Here is an 18635-nt window from a genome sequence, read left to right on the forward strand (position 1 = left end):
GCGGAATCGGTTGCCTCCAGCACTTTCTTACAAAAAGTCTTGATTACCTTTTTCAGCCATGTAGTATCGACCAATTAAGTGATTGTTTTGAAATTTGATCTGGGTCACATGACGCTACCTGTTTCGCCTTCCATTTTTACCGTAAGCCGCCTCAATCAGACGGTTCGCCAACTGCTGGAAATGGAAATGGGGCAGATTTGGCTCTCCGCCGAGATCTCCAACCTCTCCCAGCCCGCCTCCGGCCACTGGTATTTCACGCTGAAAGACGACCGCGCCCAGGTGCGCTGCGCGATGTTCCGCAACAGCAACCGCCGCGTCACCTTCCGGCCGCAAAACGGCCAACAGGTATTGGTGCGCGCCAGCATCACGCTGTATGAACCGCGCGGCGACTATCAGCTGATCGCCGAGAGCATGCAGCCCGCCGGCGACGGCCTGCTGCAGCAACAGTTCGAGCAGCTGAAACAGCGCCTGAGCGCCGAAGGGCTGTTCGATCAGCAGTTCAAGCAGCCGCTGCCCGCCCCGGCCAAACGCGTCGGGGTGATCACCTCAGCCAGCGGCGCGGCGCTGCACGATATTCTGCAGGTATTGCAGCGGCGCGATCCGTCGCTGCCGATCGTCATCTATCCCACCTCGGTGCAGGGCGCGGAAGCGCCGATGCAGATCGTGCGCGCCATCGAGACCGCCAACCGCCGCGACGAATGCGACGTGCTGATCGTCGGCCGCGGCGGCGGTTCGCTGGAGGATCTGTGGAGCTTCAACGACGAACGCGTGGCGCGGGCGATCTTCGCCAGCCGTATTCCGATCGTCAGCGCCGTCGGCCATGAAACCGACGTCACCATCGCCGACTTCGTTGCCGACCTGCGCGCGCCGACCCCATCCGCCGCCGCCGAACTGGTCAGCCGCAATCAGCTCGAGCTGTTGCGCCAGCTGCAGTCGCAGCAGCAGCGGCTGGAGATGGCGATGGATTACTACCTGGCGCAGCGCCAGCAGCAGTTCACCCGCATTCACCACCGTTTACAGCAGCAGCATCCGCATCTGCGCCTGGCGCGCCAGCAGACGCTGCTGTTCAAGCTGCAGCGCCGGATGGAAGACGGCATGCAGCAACAGCTGCGCCTGGCCGCCCGCCGCAGCGAGCGCGCCCAGCAGCGGTTGGCGCAGGTGCAGCCGCAGGGCCGCATTCACCGCTACCAACAGCGCGTGCAGCAGCAGGAATACCGTCTGCAGCAGGCGATGGAGCGGCAGCTCAACGCCTACCGCCAGCGCTTCGGCGTGGCCTGCAGCCAGCTGGAGACCGTCAGCCCGCTGGCGACGCTGGCGCGCGGCTACAGCGTGACGCAAACCCCGCGCGGCGAGCTGCTGAAAACCACCAAACAGGCGCAGGTCGGCGAACTGCTGAAAACCCGTCTGCAGGATGGCTGGGTGGAAAGCGAGGTGAAAACCATTACCGTCGCCAAAAAGCCGCGCAAGAAACGCGCGGCCGAATAGCCCCTACTCCAGCGTAAAGCGCTCGCCCGGTTCGCCGTTCACCCACAGCGCGCGCGTTTCGCCTTCCGGCAGGCTGAGCGTCAGCGTGCGCCAGGCCGGGCGAAAACGCCCTTCCGTCGCGATATCCAGCATGATGCGCTGATTGTCGCAGCGCATTTCCCAGCGCAGCCACAGCGCATCGCCCTGCCGCCAACCTTCGCTTTCGCCGTCGTCCTCAAACAACAGCCCGCTGCTCACGCCGCAACCCTTGAGCGGAAACAGCCGCAGCTCGCGCCGATCGTCGGCGGCCACGTCCACATGCGCCAGCCGCTGCGACAACGGCAGCGCCGCCCCGGCGCGCACCAGCAGCGGCAACCGCTCCAGCGGCGCCGCCAGCGTCACCGTCTGGCCACCGCCGAACCACTGGCAGCTGTAGAAGCAGTACCAGCCTTCGCCGTTGTCCGGCAGATATACCGAACGCCGGCGCTGCCCCGGCTCCACCACGCTGGCCACCAGCAGATCGCGGCCGATCAGGAAATCGTCGTTCTCGCCAAAGGTGCGCGCATCCTGTTCGTGGTCGAGGAAGGTCGGGCGCAGCATCGGCTCGTCGTCGGCGCAGGCCTGCCACAACAGGGTGTAGAAATACGGCAACAGCCGGTAACGCAGGTTGATCGCCTCACGCACCGCCGGGGTGGCGCTCGGGTACATCCAGGGCTCGTTGACCGTGGCGTCGTCGTTCCAGGAATGAATGGTGAAACGCGGATGCATCACGCCATTTTGCACCCAGCGCACCAGCAGCTCCGCGTCCGGCTTGTCGCCGGAGAAGCCGCCGACGTCGTGGCCGAGGTTATACAACCCGGACAGGCTCATACCCAGCCCCATGCGGATGTTGTAGCGCAGCGTCTGCCAGCTGGTGCGGTTGTCGCCGCTCCAGGTCTGCACATAGCGCTGCATGCCGGCGCAGCCGGAGCGCGAGATCAGGTACGGCCGCTTCTGCGGCGCGAAACGCTGCTGGGCCTCCATCGAGGCGCGCATCATCAGCAGCGGCATCACCGGGCGAATGTGCTTGATGGCGATCGGCCGCCCGAAGCCATGGCAGCGCGCTTCGCCGTCCCACACTTCGTACTCGTTGTTGTCGTTCCAGGTCGAGTCAATGCCCATCTCCAGCAGCTGCTGCGTGACGCCCTGCTGCCACCAGCGCACCGCCGCCGGGTTGGTGAAGTCGAGGTGCGATCCTTCGTCATCCCAGAAGCTGGAGCGCTCGGGCGCGTCGCTTTGCGAGTCGCGGATAAACAGCCCCTGCGCCGCCACCTCCCGGTACTGCGGGTGATCCTGCAGCAGGCACGGTTTGATGTTGGCCGCCAGCCTGAGGCCGGCGTCGTGAAACGCCTGGCTGAGCAGCTTGGGCTGCGGCACCTTGTCGTAGTTCCAGTTGAACACGTAGCGCTTGTGGTTAATCGAGGTGTAGCCGGACGACAGCTGGAAGGAGTCGCAGGGAATGGCGTGTTGACGGCACAGCGCGATGAACTGCTGCAGCTGTTGCTGGGCGTCCGGCGCGTCGGTGTAGTGCATGGTCGAGCCGCTGTAGCCCAGGCTCCACTTCGGCCCGAAGTGGGTGCGGCCGGTCAGGCGCACGAAGGCCTTGGTGACGTCCAGTACCTGCGGCCCGAGGAACAGGTAGTAATCCAGATCGCCCGCTTCGGCCTGATAGCGACGATAGGCCGCGTGGTAGTTGTCGATCTCGTTGCCCAGATCCAGCCAGCAGCTGCTCAGGTTATCGTAGAACAGGCCGAAGCTCGCCTCCGGCCCGCGGGTGATGGTGAACGGAATGTGTTTGTACAGCGGATCGGTGCTGGCGGCGTTGTAACCCATGGCGTCCAGGTTGCGCATCTCGAAGCGGCGGCCGGTGCGCTCCAGATCGCCGGCTTTCTCCCCCAGGCCGTAATAGCGCTCATCGGCGAAACGCCGCTGGTAGTGCGCCACACCGTCGCCGTGCGCATTGAGCAGGTAGGCGCTGGTCGGCCGATCCGCCGCCAGCGGCCGCCATTCGCCGGCGGCGTTGCAATACTCCCAGGCCAGCCACAGCGGCTGATGCACCGTCACGCGCAGCAGCGGCGTGCTGACCACCAGCCGATCGCCTGCCTGGCGCAGCTGATAGCCCGGCAGGCTGAAACCGGCGACGCTGAGCCGTTCGCGCCCCTCCCAGGGCACATCCTCCTGCGGCGCGATGCTCCAGGTGCGATCCAGCGCCAGCTCACCGTCGCGTTTGATCAGCACGCGGAACAGATCTTTTTCCAGCACGTACAGACAGAAGCGGTGGCGTTCATCGACCAGCAGCTCAATATGCTCGGCATGCTGCGCCACCAACGTCCAGTTTTTCAACGTTTTCATAAGTATTCCACTTAGCTGTGTGAAGGGGTTTTGTTACCGCCGCGCTCGGCGATCAGGGCAATCAGGAACACAGCGCCGATCAGATCGAAGAAGCCCATGGCGATGAACAGCGGGTTGAAGCCGATGGTGTCGGACACCGCGCCGATCAGCAGCGTGAACAGGAAGCTGGCGATCCAGGCGCTGGAGCCGCGCATGCCGTTGACCGTCGCCATCTGGTTTTTATCGAACGACTCCACCACCAGTGCGCTGAGCATGCAGGAGATCACCTGATGGCCGAAGCCGCCGATCGAGATCAGCGCGATCGCCACATAGGGATCCTGGGTGATCGCCACGAACGCCAGCGACACCATCAGGAAGGCGCCGGTCACCGAGCTGGCGACCACCGAGTTGACGCGGCTGCAGCCGAACCACTTGCGGTACAGGGTGGTGAGATAACCGCTGGCGACGCTGCCGATGTCCGCCGCCAGGAACGGCAGCCAGGCGAACATCGCGATCTGTTTCAGATCCATGCCGCGTTCGGTAGCCAGGTACAGCGGCACCCAGAAGCTGAACACCGCCCAGGCCGGCTCGGCGAGAAAGGCCGGGATGGCGATGCCGTAGAATTTCTTGTTCTTGCACAGGCTGGCCAACGAGGTGAGGAACGGCAGCTTCGGCAGCACCGGTTCGTTGTCTTCCCGGATCAGATCCAGCTCTTGCTGGCTGAGGTTCGGGTGCTGCTGCGGCGAGTGGTAGAACAGCCACCACAGCACCACCCAGATCAGCGCCAGCCCGCCGGAGAACAGGAACGCCCCCTGCCAGCCGAAGGAGACATGAGCGATGACGATGATCGGCGGCGCCAGCATGGCGCCGATGGAGAAGCCGACGCCCGCCCAGCCGGCGGCGATCGGCCGCTCCTTCTTCGGGAACCAGTCGGAGATCGCCTTGGCGTTGGCCGGGGTGGCCGCCGCCTCCGCGCCGCCCATGAAGAAACGCAGAATGGCCAGTTGCAGCCAGCTGCCGGCGCCGGCGTGCAGCATGCATACCACCGCCCAAATGCCGGCGCAGATCAAAAAGCCCATCTTCAGGCCGATCACGTCGATCAGCCAGCCGCAGATCGGCTGAAACACCGTGTAGGCCAGCTGGAACGAGGCCACCACCCAGGCGTATTGCTCGGTGCTCATGTTCAGACTGGTTTTCAGCTCCGGCGCCAGAATGCCCAGCGAGTTGCGGGTGATGTAGTTGACCGTGACGCCCAGCAAGAACAGCGCCAGCATCCACCAGCGCAGCGATTTGAACTTGCGCCGGCCGCTCTGCACGACCGCCTGATTGATCTCCACACTCATCGATTCTCTCCCCGCGGCCGCCGGTTACGACGACGCGCGTTTCGGTAGGTACGTTGCGCTATCAAAAAAGGAGCGGTGAAAACGGGTCGGCGCCGTATCGTCGGCCGACGGACAGTCACAACCCCATGATTTATTTTTTGTTTTCTTTTTTGCACACCGTTAAAATTGGACTGACAGGTCGCCAAAATTGGTGTACCAATGCAGACTACTCAGCGATAGCGCACAGCGAAACGGGGTTTTTTGCAAAGATTTTCACAGGCGGGTGAAAAAATAGTCATAATGGCCGGCAAAGCCGGTCAAGATGCTGAAAAGCCGCAGTGAAAATATTCTCACGGATGAATTTGAAGGAGATCACAAAATGAACGGAAAGCTGAAAATCCAGGAGATCGCCCGCCAAACCGGGCTGTCGATCAGCACCGTTTCCCGCGTGCTGGCGGGCAAGGCCAACACCAGCGCCGAGGCGCGCCGCAAGGTGCTGGACTGTGCGCAGCAAAACGGCATTCTGCAGGGCATTTCCAGCGGCCGGCTGATGCTGAACAACGTGATGGTGTTCGCGCCGCAGCGCGCGTTCGACGTGCGCACCGATATCTTCTATTACAAGGTCATTCAGGGCATCGCCGCCGCGCTGATGCAGCACGAGGTGCGCATCCGCTACTGCGGGCTGGAAGAGCAGCACAGCGACGGCGCGCTGTTTCTGGAAAAGATGAGCGATCCGCATACCGAAGCGGCGCTGCTCATCGGCATCGACGACGAGCATATCCACACTCTGGCCGCCGACCTGCACAAGCCGTGCGTGTTGATTAACTGCAGCGATCGGCAGATGCGGCTGGACAGCGTTTCGCCGGATCATCAGCTGATCGGCGACTACTCCGCCAGCTACCTGTTCCAACAGGGGCACAGCCACATCCTCAATCTGCAGTGCCTGCGCCGCCACACCATGGAGCTGCGGCTGGCGGGCATCCGCCAGGCCTACGATCGGCATCACCTGCCGTTCGACGATGGCCGCCATCTGGTGACCACCTCCGGCTTCGGCAGCGAAGAGGCCGAGCAGGCGCTGACCACCTATCTGAACCGCGCCCCGCTGCCGACGGCGATCCTGGCCGGCGGCGACTACATGGCGGTCGGGGCGGTCAAGGCGCTCAATAAACTGGGGCTGAGCGTGCCGGGCGACGTCTCGGTGATGAGCACCGACGGCTTCAACCTGGCGGAAATCCACGACGTGCCGCTGACCTCGGTGCAGGTGCCGCGCGATGAGCTGGGCTACGAGGCGATCCAGCTGCTGCAGCGGCGCATGCTGCGCCCCGACGCGCCGCCGTGCAATCTGCTGCTGCACGGCCGGCTGGCGGTGCGCGCCTCAGTGCGGCGCGTCAGCCCGCACAAGAGCGCGCCGGCGGTGAGCACGCATAACCACAGGCTTTATGACGAGTAGACTACACTTAGGCTCAGTGCATTCATTCGATGAGGTAAAATTTTTGCCTAAGGAGAGCCACTATGTCAGCCCAGCGCATGCGTTCCGTCATTCCTCCCTACATGCTGCGCCGCATCATTGAACACGGCAACGCCCCGCAGCGCGACTGCGCGCTGCACACCCTGAACCACGTGCAAAGCCTGCTCGGCAACAAGCCGCTGCGTTCACCAACCGAAAAGAACGCCAGAGCCGGTGAAGCGATCCGCGATATCTACGACGCCCAAAACGGCACCCAACTGCCCGGCAAACAGGTGCGCAAAGAGGGGCAACCCAGCAACCACGACGTGGCGGTGGACGAAGCCTACGACTACCTCGGCGTCACCTACGATTTCTTCTGGCAGGCCTACCGCCGCAATTCGCTGGACAATAAAGGGCTGCCGCTGACCGGCAGCGTGCACTACGGCAAGGAGTACCAGAACGCCTTCTGGAACGGCCAGCAGATGGTGTTCGGCGACGGCGACGGCGAGATCTTCAACCGTTTCACCATCGCCATCGACGTAGTCGGCCACGAGCTGGCGCACGGGGTGACCGAGAGCGAAGCCGGGCTGATCTACTACCAACAATCCGGGGCGCTCAACGAATCGCTGTCCGACGTGTTCGGCTCGCTGGTCAAGCAGTTCCATCTGCAGCAAACCGCCGATAAAGCCGACTGGCTGATCGGTGCCGGGCTGCTCGCCAAGGGCATCAAAGGCAAAGGGCTGCGTTCGATGTCGGCGCCCGGCACTGCCTACGACGACCCGCTGCTGGGCAAGGACCCGCAGCCCGCCAGCATGCAGGATTATATTCAGACCAAGGAAGACAATGGCGGCGTGCACCTCAACTCCGGCATTCCCAATCGCGCCTTCTACCTGGCGGCAACCGCCCTGGGCGGCTTCGCCTGGGAGAAAGCCGGCTACGTTTGGTATGACACGGTGTGCGACAAAGCGCTGCCGCAAAACGCCGACTTCGCCACCTTTGCCCGCGCCACGGTGAAACATGCGCAAGCGCGTTTCGATCAGAGCGTGGCGGACAAGGTGCAGCAAGCCTGGCATCAGGTGGGGGTGGAATAATGAAACCGCTGCCGACGCTCAATCAGGATACGGTCATTGAGCTGGCGCGCGAGGGAGGCTTCGCCTACATTCCCAAACTGGCGGGCCAGCGCCGCATCGCGCTGGCCGATATCACGCCGGAGCAGCGGCAGCGTCTGAATCAGTTGCTGAACCAGACACTGCCCTATGCGCAGGAAGAAGGCCAACCCGCCTCCCCCGGCTGCGGCGACCAGCGCTACTACCGCGTGCAGATCAACTACACCAGCCCCACCCTGAGCAGCGAGATCGTGCTGCTAATCCCGGAGAGCAGCGCGCCGCAGGCGCTGGTGGATCTGTGGAAAACCGGCCAGGTGGATGAGTGAGGGCTTACAGCGGCTGATAACTGAAATTCACCCGCTTTTTGGAGATCAGCCCGTGCCCGTTCTGGCACAGGTAATCCACCGCCCCGCAGGCTTTCAATTCTTGCAGCGGCTGCCCGCATTCCGGGCAGCTCGCCAGCTGCCGATAATCGCGCTGACAGGCTTCACAATGGTAGTGACCCGCTACCCAATTCATGATCTGACGGCATTGCGGACAGTGCGCTTCCATAACGACTCCCAAATTAAATCGCGCCCCATGAGCGCAGGAAATAGATCCCCAACGCGGTGGTGAAGAACGAACCGACGGTGGTGATGGCGATAATATTGGCCGCCAGCGTGGCGTTGCCGCCCATGGCGCGCGTCATCACATAGCTGCCTGAGGCGGTCGGCGTGGCGGAAAACAGGAAAATAATCCCCAGCGCCGCGCCCTGAAATCCGCACAGCCAGCCGGCCAGCGTCATCAGGAACGGCACCAGAAACAGCTTCGCCGCCGACGACAGCGCCGCCACGTTGGACGAGCGGAACATGGCGCGAAAATCCAGGCTGGCACCGGTGCACAGCAGCGCCAGCGGCAGCGACAGCGCGGAGATATAGCTGCCGGTTTGGCGAATCACGGCCGGGATGCCCAGCCCGGTTTGCGCATACGCCAACCCGCACACCAGGCCGATGATCAGCGGGTTGGTGACGATGCTGCGCAGCAGCGACAGGTGGCTGATTTTCTTGCCCTGTCCGCCCTGCAAGCTGCGCGTGAGGGTGATGACCGACAGCACGTTGAACAGGATCACCGTCACCGTCAGGTACAGCGAGGCGAGCGCAATGCCTTCGCTGCCATAGGCGGTCATGGCGTAGGCCAGGCCGACGATGGCGGTGTTGGCGCGAAAACCGCCCTGCACGAATACCCCGCGCTCACGCGGCTCTTTCACCAGCCACCTGGCCGCCAGCTCCAAGAGCAGGAAGGTCGCCAGCGTGCCGACTGCGCCGAACAGCACCAGCGGCAGGTTACCGAGCAGCTGCGGGTGGTTGGTGGCGATGCTGAAAAACAGCAGGCACGGCAGCGCCAGATTGAACACCAGGCGGGTCGCGCCGTCGACGAAGCGATCATCCATCAGGCGCCAATGGCGCAGCAGGATCCCCAGCAGCATCATTAACAGATTCGGCACGGTGACGTTGAACGCAAAACTCCAGGTTTCCCAGGACATGGTGTTCCTTCAGGCAGGCGAGGTAATCTTCAGATAATAAAACGATTTCGGGCCAATAAAAAAGGGGCGCGGCATCACTGCCGCGCCCCTCATGAGCAATTACTTGCTCTTTTTCAGGTGGCTCATCAGGCGCTTGCGCTTGCGCATCTGGGTCGGCGTCAGCAGGTTGCGTTTGCCGGCGAACGGGTTGTCACCCTCTTTGAACTGGATGCGGATCGGCGTCCCCATCACGTTCAGCGAGCGGCGGAAGTAGTTCATCAGATAGCGCTTGTAGGAATCGGCCAGATCGCTGACCTGGTTGCCGTGGATCACCACGATCGGCGGGTTGTAACCGCCGGCGTGGGCGTATTTCAGCTTCACACGGCGGCCGCGCACCAACGGCGGCTGATGATCGTCAACCGCCATCTGCATGATTTTGGTCAGCATCGAGGTGTTTACGCGACGGGTTGCGCACTCGTAGGCTTCCTGTACCGATTCGAACAGGTTGCCGACGCCGCTGCCGTGCAGCGCGGAAATGAAGTGCACGCGCGCGAAGTCGACGAAGCCCAGACGCAGATCGAGCATCTCTTTCACGTGCTCGCGATCTTCTTCGCTCATGCCGTCCCACTTGTTGACCGCAATCACCAGTGAGCGCCCACTATTGAGGATAAAGCCGAGCAGCGAGAGATCCTGATCGGAAATGCCTTCACGCGCGTCGATCACCAGCAGCACCACGTTGGCGTCTTCAATCGCCTGCAGGGTCTTGATCACCGAGAATTTCTCGACGGTTTCCGTCACCTTGCCGCGTTTACGCACCCCGGCGGTGTCGATCAGCACGTATTCACGTTCGTCGCGCACCATCGGAATATAGATGCTGTCGCGGGTGGTGCCCGGCATGTCGTACACCACCACGCGCTCCTCGCCGAGGATGCGGTTAGTGAGCGTAGACTTACCTACGTTCGGGCGGCCGACGATCGCCAGCTTGATCGGCAGATCCTGCGGATTGAACTCTTCTTCCGGCTCTTCGTCTTCTTCGCCTTCCAGCGTTTCACCGTTTTGCTCGGCCCAGTAAGCGGCGTTGGCCTCTTCCTCGGTCAGCTCGACGTCTTCCGGTTTTTCCGGCACGAACGGCACCAGCACGTGTTCGATCAGCTGGGTCACGCCGCGGCCGTGAGAAGCGGCGATAGCGAACACTTCACCCAGGCCGAGCGAATAGAAATCAGCGGTGGCGGTGTCCGGATCCAGACCGTCGGTTTTGTTGGCTACCAGGAAGGTCGCCTTCTGGCGGCTGCGCAGGTGCTGGGCAATGCCCTGATCCGCCGGCATCAGGCCGGCGCGGGCGTCGACCATGAACAGCACGATGTCCGCTTCTTCGATCGCCAGCAGCGACTGACCGGCCATGCGCGTTTCTACGCCGTCTTCGGTGCCGTCGATACCGCCGGTATCGACGATGATGAATTCATTGCCTTCGATTTCAGCACGACCATACTTGCGGTCACGCGTCAGCCCCGGGAAATCCGCCACCAGCGCATCGCGCGTATGGGTTAAACGGTTGAACAAGGTGGATTTACCCACATTCGGGCGCCCGACCAGCGCGACGACAGGTATCATTGTTGAAGCCTCATTACTTAATAATCAATGCGTTACTGCACTGTGGATAGACACCAGCGGTGCAGCTTATAAAATACGAAACGGCCCCTGAACACTCAGGAGCCGTTTTCCCCTTCATCTTTCGCGCCACAGCGGCGTTGTCTGCACACCTTCGCCCCGGTCACTCAGTTCACTAAGCTCCCGAGGACTCATGCGCTTGCCGCCTGGCTGCAACCCGAAAGCTTTCGGGTGCAAGAAGGGTCACGACGAGCGGCGTTAGCGGGTGAAAGCGTAAACTTTCCCGCCGCGAGCCTGGATGACCAGCTTGTCGCTGGCCACCATCGGCGCAGACAGGAAGCCGGAGCTGTCCACTTCCTGCTGGGCGACAAAACGACCATCGGTGGTGTTGATCCAGTGCAGATAGCCTTCGGCGTCACCGGTCACCAGATAACCATTATACATCACTGGCGGCGTCAGGTTACGGTGCAGCAGATCGCTCTGCGTCCATACGGTCACGCCGCCTTCGGTGCTGAGCGCCACCACGCGATCGTTCTGGTCGATCAGGTAGATGCGGCCCGCGTCGACGATGAAATCATTCACCGAACCCAGTTCGCGTTTCCAGATGATCTGACCGGAACGCAGATCCAGCGCCGTCAGGTTGCCGTTGTAACCCAGCGCGTAGACCACGCCGTCAACGATCACCGGCGTGGTGTCCACGTCGTTCAGGCGATCAATTTCGGTTGCGCCGCTCGGCTGAGAGATGCGCTGTTGCCAGATAATCTGGCCCTGCTGCATCAGCACCGCGCTGACGCGGCCGTTGTCACCGCCGACGATGGCGGCGCCAAAGGCGACGGCCGGCGCGGATTCACCGCGCAGCGACAGCGAAGGCATATCCAGGTTAACCGTCCACTTCACCGCACCGTCGGCTTCGTTCAGCGCCTGCAGCATGCCGTTGGAGGTATGCACCAGCACCATGCCGTCGCTGACAACCGGACGGGAGATCGCTTCGCCGGCCACTTTGGTCTGCCAAGCGATGGCGCCGTCGGCGGTGTTCAATGCGTAAACCACCGCTTTTTCGCTGCCGACGTAAACCTTGTCACCTGCGACCGTCAGGCCGCCCGACAGCAGCGCAGACAGGTTGCTGGAGAAGAAACCGGTTTTCTCGGAGAGATTGACCTTCCACTTCTCGTTGCCGCTGTCGGCGTCCATCGCTTTCACGATGCCGAAGCGATCGGCGGCGTAAATGGTACTGTCCTGATAGGCCGGACGCAGGTGGGAGTAATACTCACCGATACCGTCGCCCACCGAGGTGCTCCACGCCTTGTTCGGCGTAAACTGATTTTCAACTTTCGGCAACGGCGACATGGTAACCACGTCTTCTTCGCTGTTAAACAGCGAGCAACCACTCAGCAAGGCAGCGGAAACCAGTCCGACCAAGAGTGTTTTACGCAATTGCATGGGAATTCCCCTTAGCTGGACAAGTTATTCAATTTCATGCGCAGCAGAACCTGCAGCGCCTGAGAAGCGTTGGACTCAATGCCTTTGCTGTAAGCTTCGCGCGCGCCCTTGGCGTCGCCCTTGGCCAGCAGCACGTCGCCGCGCACATCCTGCATCATCGCCGCCCAACCTTCGCCTTTCACGCCATCCAGCGTTTTCAGCGCTTCATCCAGCTTTTTCTCCTGCAGCTGGACGCGCGCCAGACGCAGGTCGATCATCGCCAACAGGTTGTCGTCTTTGGTCTGGCCCTGCGCCAGCGCCAGTTGCTGTTCCGCCTTGGCAAAATCATTCTGTTCGACAAAATGCTTGGCCAACTGCAACGCGGCCAATACGCCGTAGCTGTTGCTGTTAGCCTGGACAAATTTCTCCGCGGCGGCCACGTCATCCGGTTTGCCGGCCGCCAGACGATCGCTGGCTTCCTGATAGGATTGCGATGCAGCCATCATGTTGGAGTTTTCATGGCTCTGCCAGTAACGCCAGCCAACCAGGGCACCAATTCCGAGCACCACGCCCACCGCCAGCGCTTTGCCGTTTTCGGCAAAGAACCGACGCAGTGCGTCGACTTGTTCGTTTTCAGTGGTATAGACTTCCACGGTGTCCTTCTCCTTAACCTAACATCAAAGCCAGACGCGCAGCGACTTCGCTTTGCGCCAGCGTTTCTTGTTCACCACTGCGCAGGTCTTTCACCACTACCTGCTGCGCCGCCACTTCGCTCTCACCCAGGATCAGCGCGATGCGCGCGCCCCATTTGTCCGCACGGGTGATCTGCTTTTTGAAGTTGCCGCCGCCGTAATTGGTCATCAGCTTCAGCTGCGGCGCCGCGTCGCGCACCTGTTCAGCCAGCTGCATCGCCGCGCTCTGGGTGCCCGCGCCGGAAGAGATGACGTACACGTCGATAGCCGACGGCGCCTTGAATTCCGGGTTAACCGCCTGCACCAGCAGCACCAGACGCTCGAGGCCCATGGCGAAACCGACCGCCGGGGTGGCGCGGCCACCCAGCTGCTCGACCAGGCCGTCGTAACGGCCGCCCGCACAGACGGTGCCCTGCGCGCCCAGGCTGGTGGTCACCCACTCAAACACGGTGCGGTTGTAGTAATCCAGACCGCGCACCAGGCGCTCGTTAACGGTATATGGGATACCTGCCTGCGCCAAAAGTTCACACAGACCGGCGAAGTGAGCACGGGATTCTTCGTCCAGGTACTCGGACAGGCGCGGCGCGTCGTTCAGCAACGCCTGCACCTCAGGATTCTTGGAGTCCAACACGCGCAGCGGGTTGCTGTACATGCGGCGTTTGCAGTCTTCGTCCAGCACCTCGACGTGCTGCTCGAGGAACGCCACCAGCGCGTCGCGGTAGTTGGCGCGCGCCTCCAGCGAACCGATGGAGTTCAGCTCCAGCTTGACGTGCTCGGCGATGCCCAGCGCTTTCCACCAGCGGGCGGTCAGCAGGATCAGCTCGGCGTCGATGTCCGGGCCTTGCAGGCCGAACACTTCCGCGCCCAGCTGATGGAACTGGCGATAGCGGCCCTTCTGCGGGCGCTCGTAGCGGAACATCGGGCCGATGTACCACAGACGCTGTTCCTGATTGTACAGCAGACCATGCTCGATGCCGGCGCGCACGCAGCCAGCCGTCCCTTCCGGACGCAGCGTCAGGCTTTCGCCGTTGCGGTCTTCGAAGGTATACATCTCTTTTTCCACGACGTCGGTCACTTCGCCGATCGCGCGTTTGAATAGCGGGGTCTGCTCTACAATCGGCAACCGGATTTCGCTGTAACCGTAGCTGCCCAGCACCTGCTTGAGGGTGCCTTCAATACGCTGCCATAATGCCGTTTCTTCCGGCAGGTAGTCGTTCATGCCGCGAATGGCTTGAATGTTCTTTGCCACGTGAGTTCTCTGTCCGTTGTCTGTAAAAATGAACCCGATTATAGGGACTTTGCCGCCCGGTATTCAACGCGGATGCGGTTTTCTGCCCTTCAGGTTCATAAACAAGCGGGCCAACAGGCCCGCCGTGTAGCGATAACGCTTATTTTTCCAGCAGGTTGACCGTGATGCGGTTGCTTTCGTCCATCATCGCGGCCTTGGCGCGAATCTTCGCTTCCAGCTGGTCGATCATCTGTTCGTTGTCGAAACGCTCTTTCTGACGCACGCCGTCTTCATAGAAGCCGCTCTTCTTGTGGCCGCCGGTCACGCCCATGGTGGACACCAGCGCTTCGCCCGGGCCGTTCACCACGCAGCCGATGATCGAGACGTCCATCGGCGTAATGATGTCTTCCAGACGCTGCTCCAGCGCATTCACCGTGCCGATCACGTCAAATTCCTGACGCGAACAGGTCGGGCAGGCGATGAAGTTGATGCCGCGCGCGCGGATGCGCAGCGACTTCAGGATGTCGAAACCGACCTTCACCTCTTCAACCGGATCCGCCGCCAGCGAGATGCGCAGGGTGTCGCCGATGCCTTCAGACAGCAGCATGCCCAGGCCGATGGCCGACTTGACCGACCCGCTGCGCGCGCCGCCGGCTTCGGTGATACCCAGATGCAGCGGCTGATCGATGCGCGACGCCAGCAGACGGTAGGATTGTACCGCCAGGAACACGTCCGACGCCTTAACGCTGACCTTGAACTGGTCGAAGTTGAGGCGATCGAGGATGTCCACGTGGCGCATGGCGGATTCCAGCAGCGCTTCCGGCGTAGGTTCGCCGTACTTTTCCTGCAGGTCTTTCTCCAGCGAGCCGCCGTTGACGCCGATGCGGATCGGGATGTTCTTGTCGCGGGCGCAGTCCACCACCGAGCGAATGCGCGATTCGTTGCCGATGTTGCCCGGATTGATGCGCAGGCAGTCTACGCCGTATTCGGCCACCTGCAGCGCGATGCGATAATCGAAGTGGATATCGGCGACCAGCGGCACGTTGACCTGCTGCTTGATCAGCTTGAACGCCTCGGCGGCGTCCATGGTAGGAACCGAAACGCGGACGATGTCGACGCCCACGCGCTCCAGCGCTTTAATCTGATTAACCGTTGCTTCAACATCGGTGGTACGGGTGTTGGTCATCGACTGCACGGCAATCGGCGCGCCATCACCAATAGGCACCTTGCCGACGTAAATGCGCGTTGATTTTCGACGGTTGATGGGCGCTTGGTTATGCATTACTTACTCTCCATTGCTGCTCTGACATCACGACCAGCCGCGCGATTACTGCGCGGCGACGGTCAGGCGAGCAACACGGTTTGACTTAACGAACCGGCTTAAATCGACCGGCTTACCCTGATACTGGATCTGTACTGCCGCCGGCGCGCCGATGGTCAGTTTGTACGGCGCCGTGCCGGTCAGGTTCAGCTTGCCGCCCTTCTTCTGGGTGCCGCTGAACAGTGTTTTACCGCTGGCGTCGCTCACCTGCAGCCAGCAGTCGGCGGAGAAGTCCATCACCAGCGCGTTCGGATCGGCCGCCGGCGCAGCCACGCCCGCATCGGCGGTCGGCAGCGGCGCTTGTGCCGCCGGCGCGGTTTCCGGCAGGGTGGTCTGGCTTGGCGACACCACGGCAGGCTGCTGCTGAGCCGCGCCTGGCGCCTGGGCGGTAGCCGCCGGCGCCTGAGCCGCTGCGCCGGTATCGGCCGGCGCAGCGCTGTTGTCGGTCAACGGCACGTTGGTGCCGGCGTCGGCGTTGCCGTCGGTCAGCGGCACGGACTGCCCTTCGTTATTCTGTGAAAGCTGCGCCGAGGATTGATCGGCCATAGTGGCGATCTCTTCCTGCTGCGCCTTGTGGTTTTGCCACCACCAGGCGCCGGTCAGGCCGATCACCACGAACACGATAAGCCAGGTGAAGCTCATCAGCCAGCCGTCGCGTTTCTTGCGGCGCTTGCCCAGCGAGAAGCTTTGCATCGGCGCCACTTTCGCCATCTTCAACGGCGCCTGCTTGGCCAGCATCGGCAGCAGTTCGTCTTCCGGCAAATGCACCAGCTTGGCGTAGGAACGGATGTAGCCGCGCACGAAGGTGGACGCGAGGTCAGCGGAAACGCTGTCTTCCTCGATATCGCGCACGGTGGACATTTTGAGACACAGGCGTTCTGCAACGGTCTGTTGGCTCAGCCCGAGTTGCTCACGGGCCTGACGCAGGCGCTGGCCCGTCGTCATGGATACGGTTTTATCTTGGGAGGCTTCAGTATTCATTAGCTAAGAACTGCTGGTACTGTTTGGATTGTGGAAAACTTCGCGCTAGCTGCTTGCCATAGCGTTGAACGCTATCCTGACGGCCGGCTAACGCGGCGAAACGAATCTGTAACCATAAGCTGCTGGCGCTGGCCGGCAGAACATGCTGATAAACATCCAATAAAAGTTGCGACTGGGCGCGCTTCCCTTCTCCAAATTGCTTTTCGGCCTCCGCCAACAGCGGAGTGCCTTTGTCCGGATCGACCTTCAGCGCGCGGCTCAACAGCGTGCGCGCCTCATCGTTTTGTCCGGCCTTGAGAAAACAGTAACCTGCGTTTTCCAGGCTGTCGGCAACCTGGCCATAATCGGGCGCCAGCGCCGCAGCGCTAAACTGCTGTTGCGCCGGTACATACTGCCCTAAACCGCAAAGAAACGCACCGTAATTATTCAGTACGGTGCCATTGCCTGGCGCAAGTTTGAGCGCTTGCCGATAACGCTGTTCGGCCGCGGCGTTTTCACCGTTCCGCTGCGCATAAAGCGCCATGCCCAACTGCGTGCGGTAATCCTGCGGGGCCGCGTCCAGCGCCTTTTCAAGGTTCTGGCGCGCGGCGTCCATGTCGCCTTGCTGCAGGTACTCCAGCCCCAGCTGCAGGCGCGTCTGGCCCGCCTCAGAGACCTGTGCTTCCTTTTCCGGCGCTGAACCGGAACACCCGGCCAACAACCCGGCCGCCAGCCACACACCCCACAGTTTCAGCTTCATGCCCGCATTCATTTCCTTATCGGCCGTCAGCTAACGCCCACCAGCGACACGCTTTCGCATAACAGGCTGTTAGATAACAAAAAATGGTGCTATAGGATTCAGACCGCCCGTACGTTGATAGGTTCCCCGGCCATTTTCTTCTTCAGGGTACGCTTGGTACGGTCGATCACTTCACCCGCCAGTTGCCCGCAGGCGGCGTCGATATCGTCACCACGGGTTTTACGAACAATAGTCGTAAAGCCGTATTCCATCAACACCTTGGAGAAACGATCCACCCGGCTGTTGGAGCTGCGGCCGTAGGGAGCGCCCGGGAACGGGTTCCATGGGATCAGGTTGATCTTGCACGGCGTGTCTTTCAACACTTCCGCCAGCTGATGCGCGTCATCGGTGCTGTCGTTGATATGATCCAGCATCACGTACTCGACGGTGACGCGGCCCTGGTTAGCGTTGGATTTCTCCAGATAGCGACGCACCGCGGACAGGAAGGTCTCGATGTTGTACTTGCGGTTGATCGGCACGATCTCATCGCGGATGGTGTCGTTCGGCGCGTGCAGCGAAATAGCCAGCGCCACGTCGATCATGTCGCCCAGCTTGTCCAGCGCCGGCACCACGCCGGAGGTAGACAGGGTCACACGGCGTTTGGACAGGCCAAAGCCGAAGTCGTCCAGCATGATTTCCATCGCCGGCACCACGTTGTTCAGGTTGAGCAGCGGCTCGCCCATGCCCATCATCACCACGTTGGTGATCGGGCGTTGGCCGGTCACCTTCAGCGCGCCGATGATCTTCGCCGCGCGCCACACCTGGCCGATGATTTCCGACACGCGCAGGTTGCGGTTGAAGCCCTGCTGCGCCGTCGAACAGAATTTGCACTCCAGCGCGCAGCCTACCTGCGAGGAGACGCACAGCGTCGCGCGATCGGCTTCCGGGATATACACGGTTTCGACCTGCTGATCGCCCACCTTGATCGCCCACTTGATGGTGCCGTCGGCCGAACGCTGTTCTTCCGCCACTTCCGGCGCGCGGATTTCCGCCACGCGCTGCAGCTTGCCGCGCAGGACTTTGTTGATGTCGGTCATCTGCTCGAAATCGTCGCAGCAGTAGTGGTAAATCCACTTCATCACCTGATCGGCGCGGAACGGTTTTTCGCCCATTTCGGCGAAGAACTCACGCATTTGCTGGCGGTTCAGATCCAGCAGGTTGATTTTGGCCGCAGCCGGTTGCTCCACGTTAACGGAGGGGGTAGTCAGCGAATTATTTTCAGACACGGTGTGCTCGGACGTGATGGGTTCTAACATAATGATCTCTGGCCTCGTTATTACACGTTATGGCGCTAAAGAATGGAAAGTAAGTTGTGCATTTCAGCCCGCATGATTCGGGTGGCGGCACTAAAAACACGCCCCTGACAAGTCGTCTTATCAGGGGCGCGGCATTGTACAA

General features: G+C 61.6%; 16 protein-coding genes. 4 read left to right on the forward strand and 12 right to left on the reverse strand.

What is annotated here, in order from left to right; genetic code table 11:
- Positions 1 to 108: 108 nt before the first annotated feature.
- Positions 109 to 1485 carry an exodeoxyribonuclease VII large subunit gene (gene xseA / locus ATE40_RS15160; RefSeq protein WP_038872505.1) on the forward strand — a complete coding sequence of 459 codons (1377 nt, stop codon included), beginning with the start codon at positions 109 to 111 and terminating at the stop codon, positions 1483 to 1485.
- Between the two features lie 3 nt (positions 1486 to 1488).
- On the opposite strand, the gene ATE40_RS15165 is transcribed toward xseA, so the two are convergent.
- Positions 1489 to 3855 carry a glycoside hydrolase family 31 protein gene (locus tag ATE40_RS15165; protein ID WP_063919890.1) on the reverse strand — a complete coding sequence of 789 codons (2367 nt, stop codon included), beginning with the start codon at positions 3853 to 3855 and terminating at the stop codon, positions 1489 to 1491.
- 11 nt (positions 3856 to 3866) lie between these two features.
- Positions 3867 to 5177: an MFS transporter gene (locus ATE40_RS15170; RefSeq protein WP_019452363.1), complete on the reverse strand. Its 1311-nt coding sequence runs from the start codon at positions 5175 to 5177 to the stop codon at positions 3867 to 3869.
- Positions 5178 to 5535: 358 nt separating this feature from the next.
- On the opposite strand from ATE40_RS15170, the gene ATE40_RS15175 reads away from it, so the two are divergent.
- From ATE40_RS15175 to ATE40_RS15185, 3 genes are all read left to right on the forward strand, one after another.
- The gene (locus tag ATE40_RS15175) at positions 5536 to 6606 is read left to right on the forward strand and encodes a LacI family DNA-binding transcriptional regulator (RefSeq protein ID WP_025159557.1); all 1071 of its coding nucleotides are present in this window, start codon (positions 5536 to 5538) and stop codon (positions 6604 to 6606) included.
- A 62-nt stretch (positions 6607 to 6668) separates the two neighbouring features.
- On the forward strand, positions 6669 to 7694 hold the full coding sequence (locus ATE40_RS15180) for a M4 family metallopeptidase (protein ID WP_019452361.1): 1026 nt from the start codon (positions 6669 to 6671) through the stop codon (positions 7692 to 7694).
- Positions 7694 to 8035, forward strand: a complete 342-nt coding sequence (locus tag ATE40_RS15185; protein WP_019452360.1) for a protealysin inhibitor emfourin — start codon at positions 7694 to 7696, stop codon at positions 8033 to 8035. The genes ATE40_RS15180 and ATE40_RS15185 overlap by 1 nt, the downstream gene beginning before the upstream one ends.
- 4 nt (positions 8036 to 8039) lie before the next feature.
- On the opposite strand, the gene ATE40_RS15190 is transcribed toward ATE40_RS15185, so the two are convergent.
- The 10 genes from ATE40_RS15190 to rlmN form a co-directional block, all read right to left on the reverse strand.
- Positions 8040 to 8261: a zinc ribbon domain-containing protein gene (locus ATE40_RS15190; RefSeq protein WP_019452359.1), complete on the reverse strand. Its 222-nt coding sequence runs from the start codon at positions 8259 to 8261 to the stop codon at positions 8040 to 8042.
- 13 nt (positions 8262 to 8274) lie between these two features.
- Complete coding sequence (locus ATE40_RS15195; RefSeq protein ID WP_019452358.1) at positions 8275 to 9231, reverse strand: AEC family transporter; 957 nt, start codon at positions 9229 to 9231, stop codon at positions 8275 to 8277.
- A gap of 99 nt (positions 9232 to 9330) precedes the next feature.
- Positions 9331 to 10821, reverse strand: a complete 1491-nt coding sequence (gene der, locus ATE40_RS15200) for a ribosome biogenesis GTPase Der (RefSeq protein ID WP_019452357.1) — start codon at positions 10819 to 10821, stop codon at positions 9331 to 9333.
- 255 nt (positions 10822 to 11076) lie between these two features.
- Entirely contained in the window at positions 11077 to 12258 is a 1182-nt protein-coding gene (gene bamB / locus ATE40_RS15205) for an outer membrane protein assembly factor BamB (RefSeq protein WP_019452356.1), read from the reverse strand.
- Between the two features lie 11 nt (positions 12259 to 12269).
- Positions 12270 to 12890 carry a YfgM family protein gene (locus ATE40_RS15210; protein ID WP_019452355.1) on the reverse strand — a complete coding sequence of 207 codons (621 nt, stop codon included), beginning with the start codon at positions 12888 to 12890 and terminating at the stop codon, positions 12270 to 12272.
- Positions 12891 to 12903: 13 nt separating this feature from the next.
- Complete coding sequence (gene hisS, locus ATE40_RS15215) at positions 12904 to 14178, reverse strand: histidine--tRNA ligase (protein ID WP_025159556.1); 1275 nt, start codon at positions 14176 to 14178, stop codon at positions 12904 to 12906.
- Positions 14179 to 14317: 139 nt separating this feature from the next.
- On the reverse strand, positions 14318 to 15439 hold the full coding sequence (gene ispG, locus ATE40_RS15220; protein WP_016929756.1) for a flavodoxin-dependent (E)-4-hydroxy-3-methylbut-2-enyl-diphosphate synthase: 1122 nt from the start codon (positions 15437 to 15439) through the stop codon (positions 14318 to 14320).
- A gap of 45 nt (positions 15440 to 15484) precedes the next feature.
- Positions 15485 to 16459 (reverse strand): cytoskeleton protein RodZ, encoded by a 975-nt coding sequence (gene rodZ / locus ATE40_RS15225; protein ID WP_063919891.1) that lies wholly within the window; start codon positions 16457 to 16459, stop codon positions 15485 to 15487.
- The gene (gene pilW / locus ATE40_RS15230) at positions 16449 to 17198 is read right to left on the reverse strand and encodes a type IV pilus biogenesis/stability protein PilW (protein WP_025159554.1); all 750 of its coding nucleotides are present in this window, start codon (positions 17196 to 17198) and stop codon (positions 16449 to 16451) included. The genes rodZ and pilW overlap by 11 nt, the downstream gene beginning before the upstream one ends.
- A gap of 98 nt (positions 17199 to 17296) precedes the next feature.
- Positions 17297 to 18493: a dual-specificity RNA methyltransferase RlmN gene (rlmN, locus tag ATE40_RS15235; protein WP_004941426.1), complete on the reverse strand. Its 1197-nt coding sequence runs from the start codon at positions 18491 to 18493 to the stop codon at positions 17297 to 17299.
- Between the last annotated feature and the right edge of the window lie 142 nt (positions 18494 to 18635).

The sequence above is a fragment of the Serratia surfactantfaciens genome (assembly GCF_001642805.2).
GTDB lineage: Bacteria > Pseudomonadota > Gammaproteobacteria > Enterobacterales > Enterobacteriaceae > Serratia > Serratia surfactantfaciens.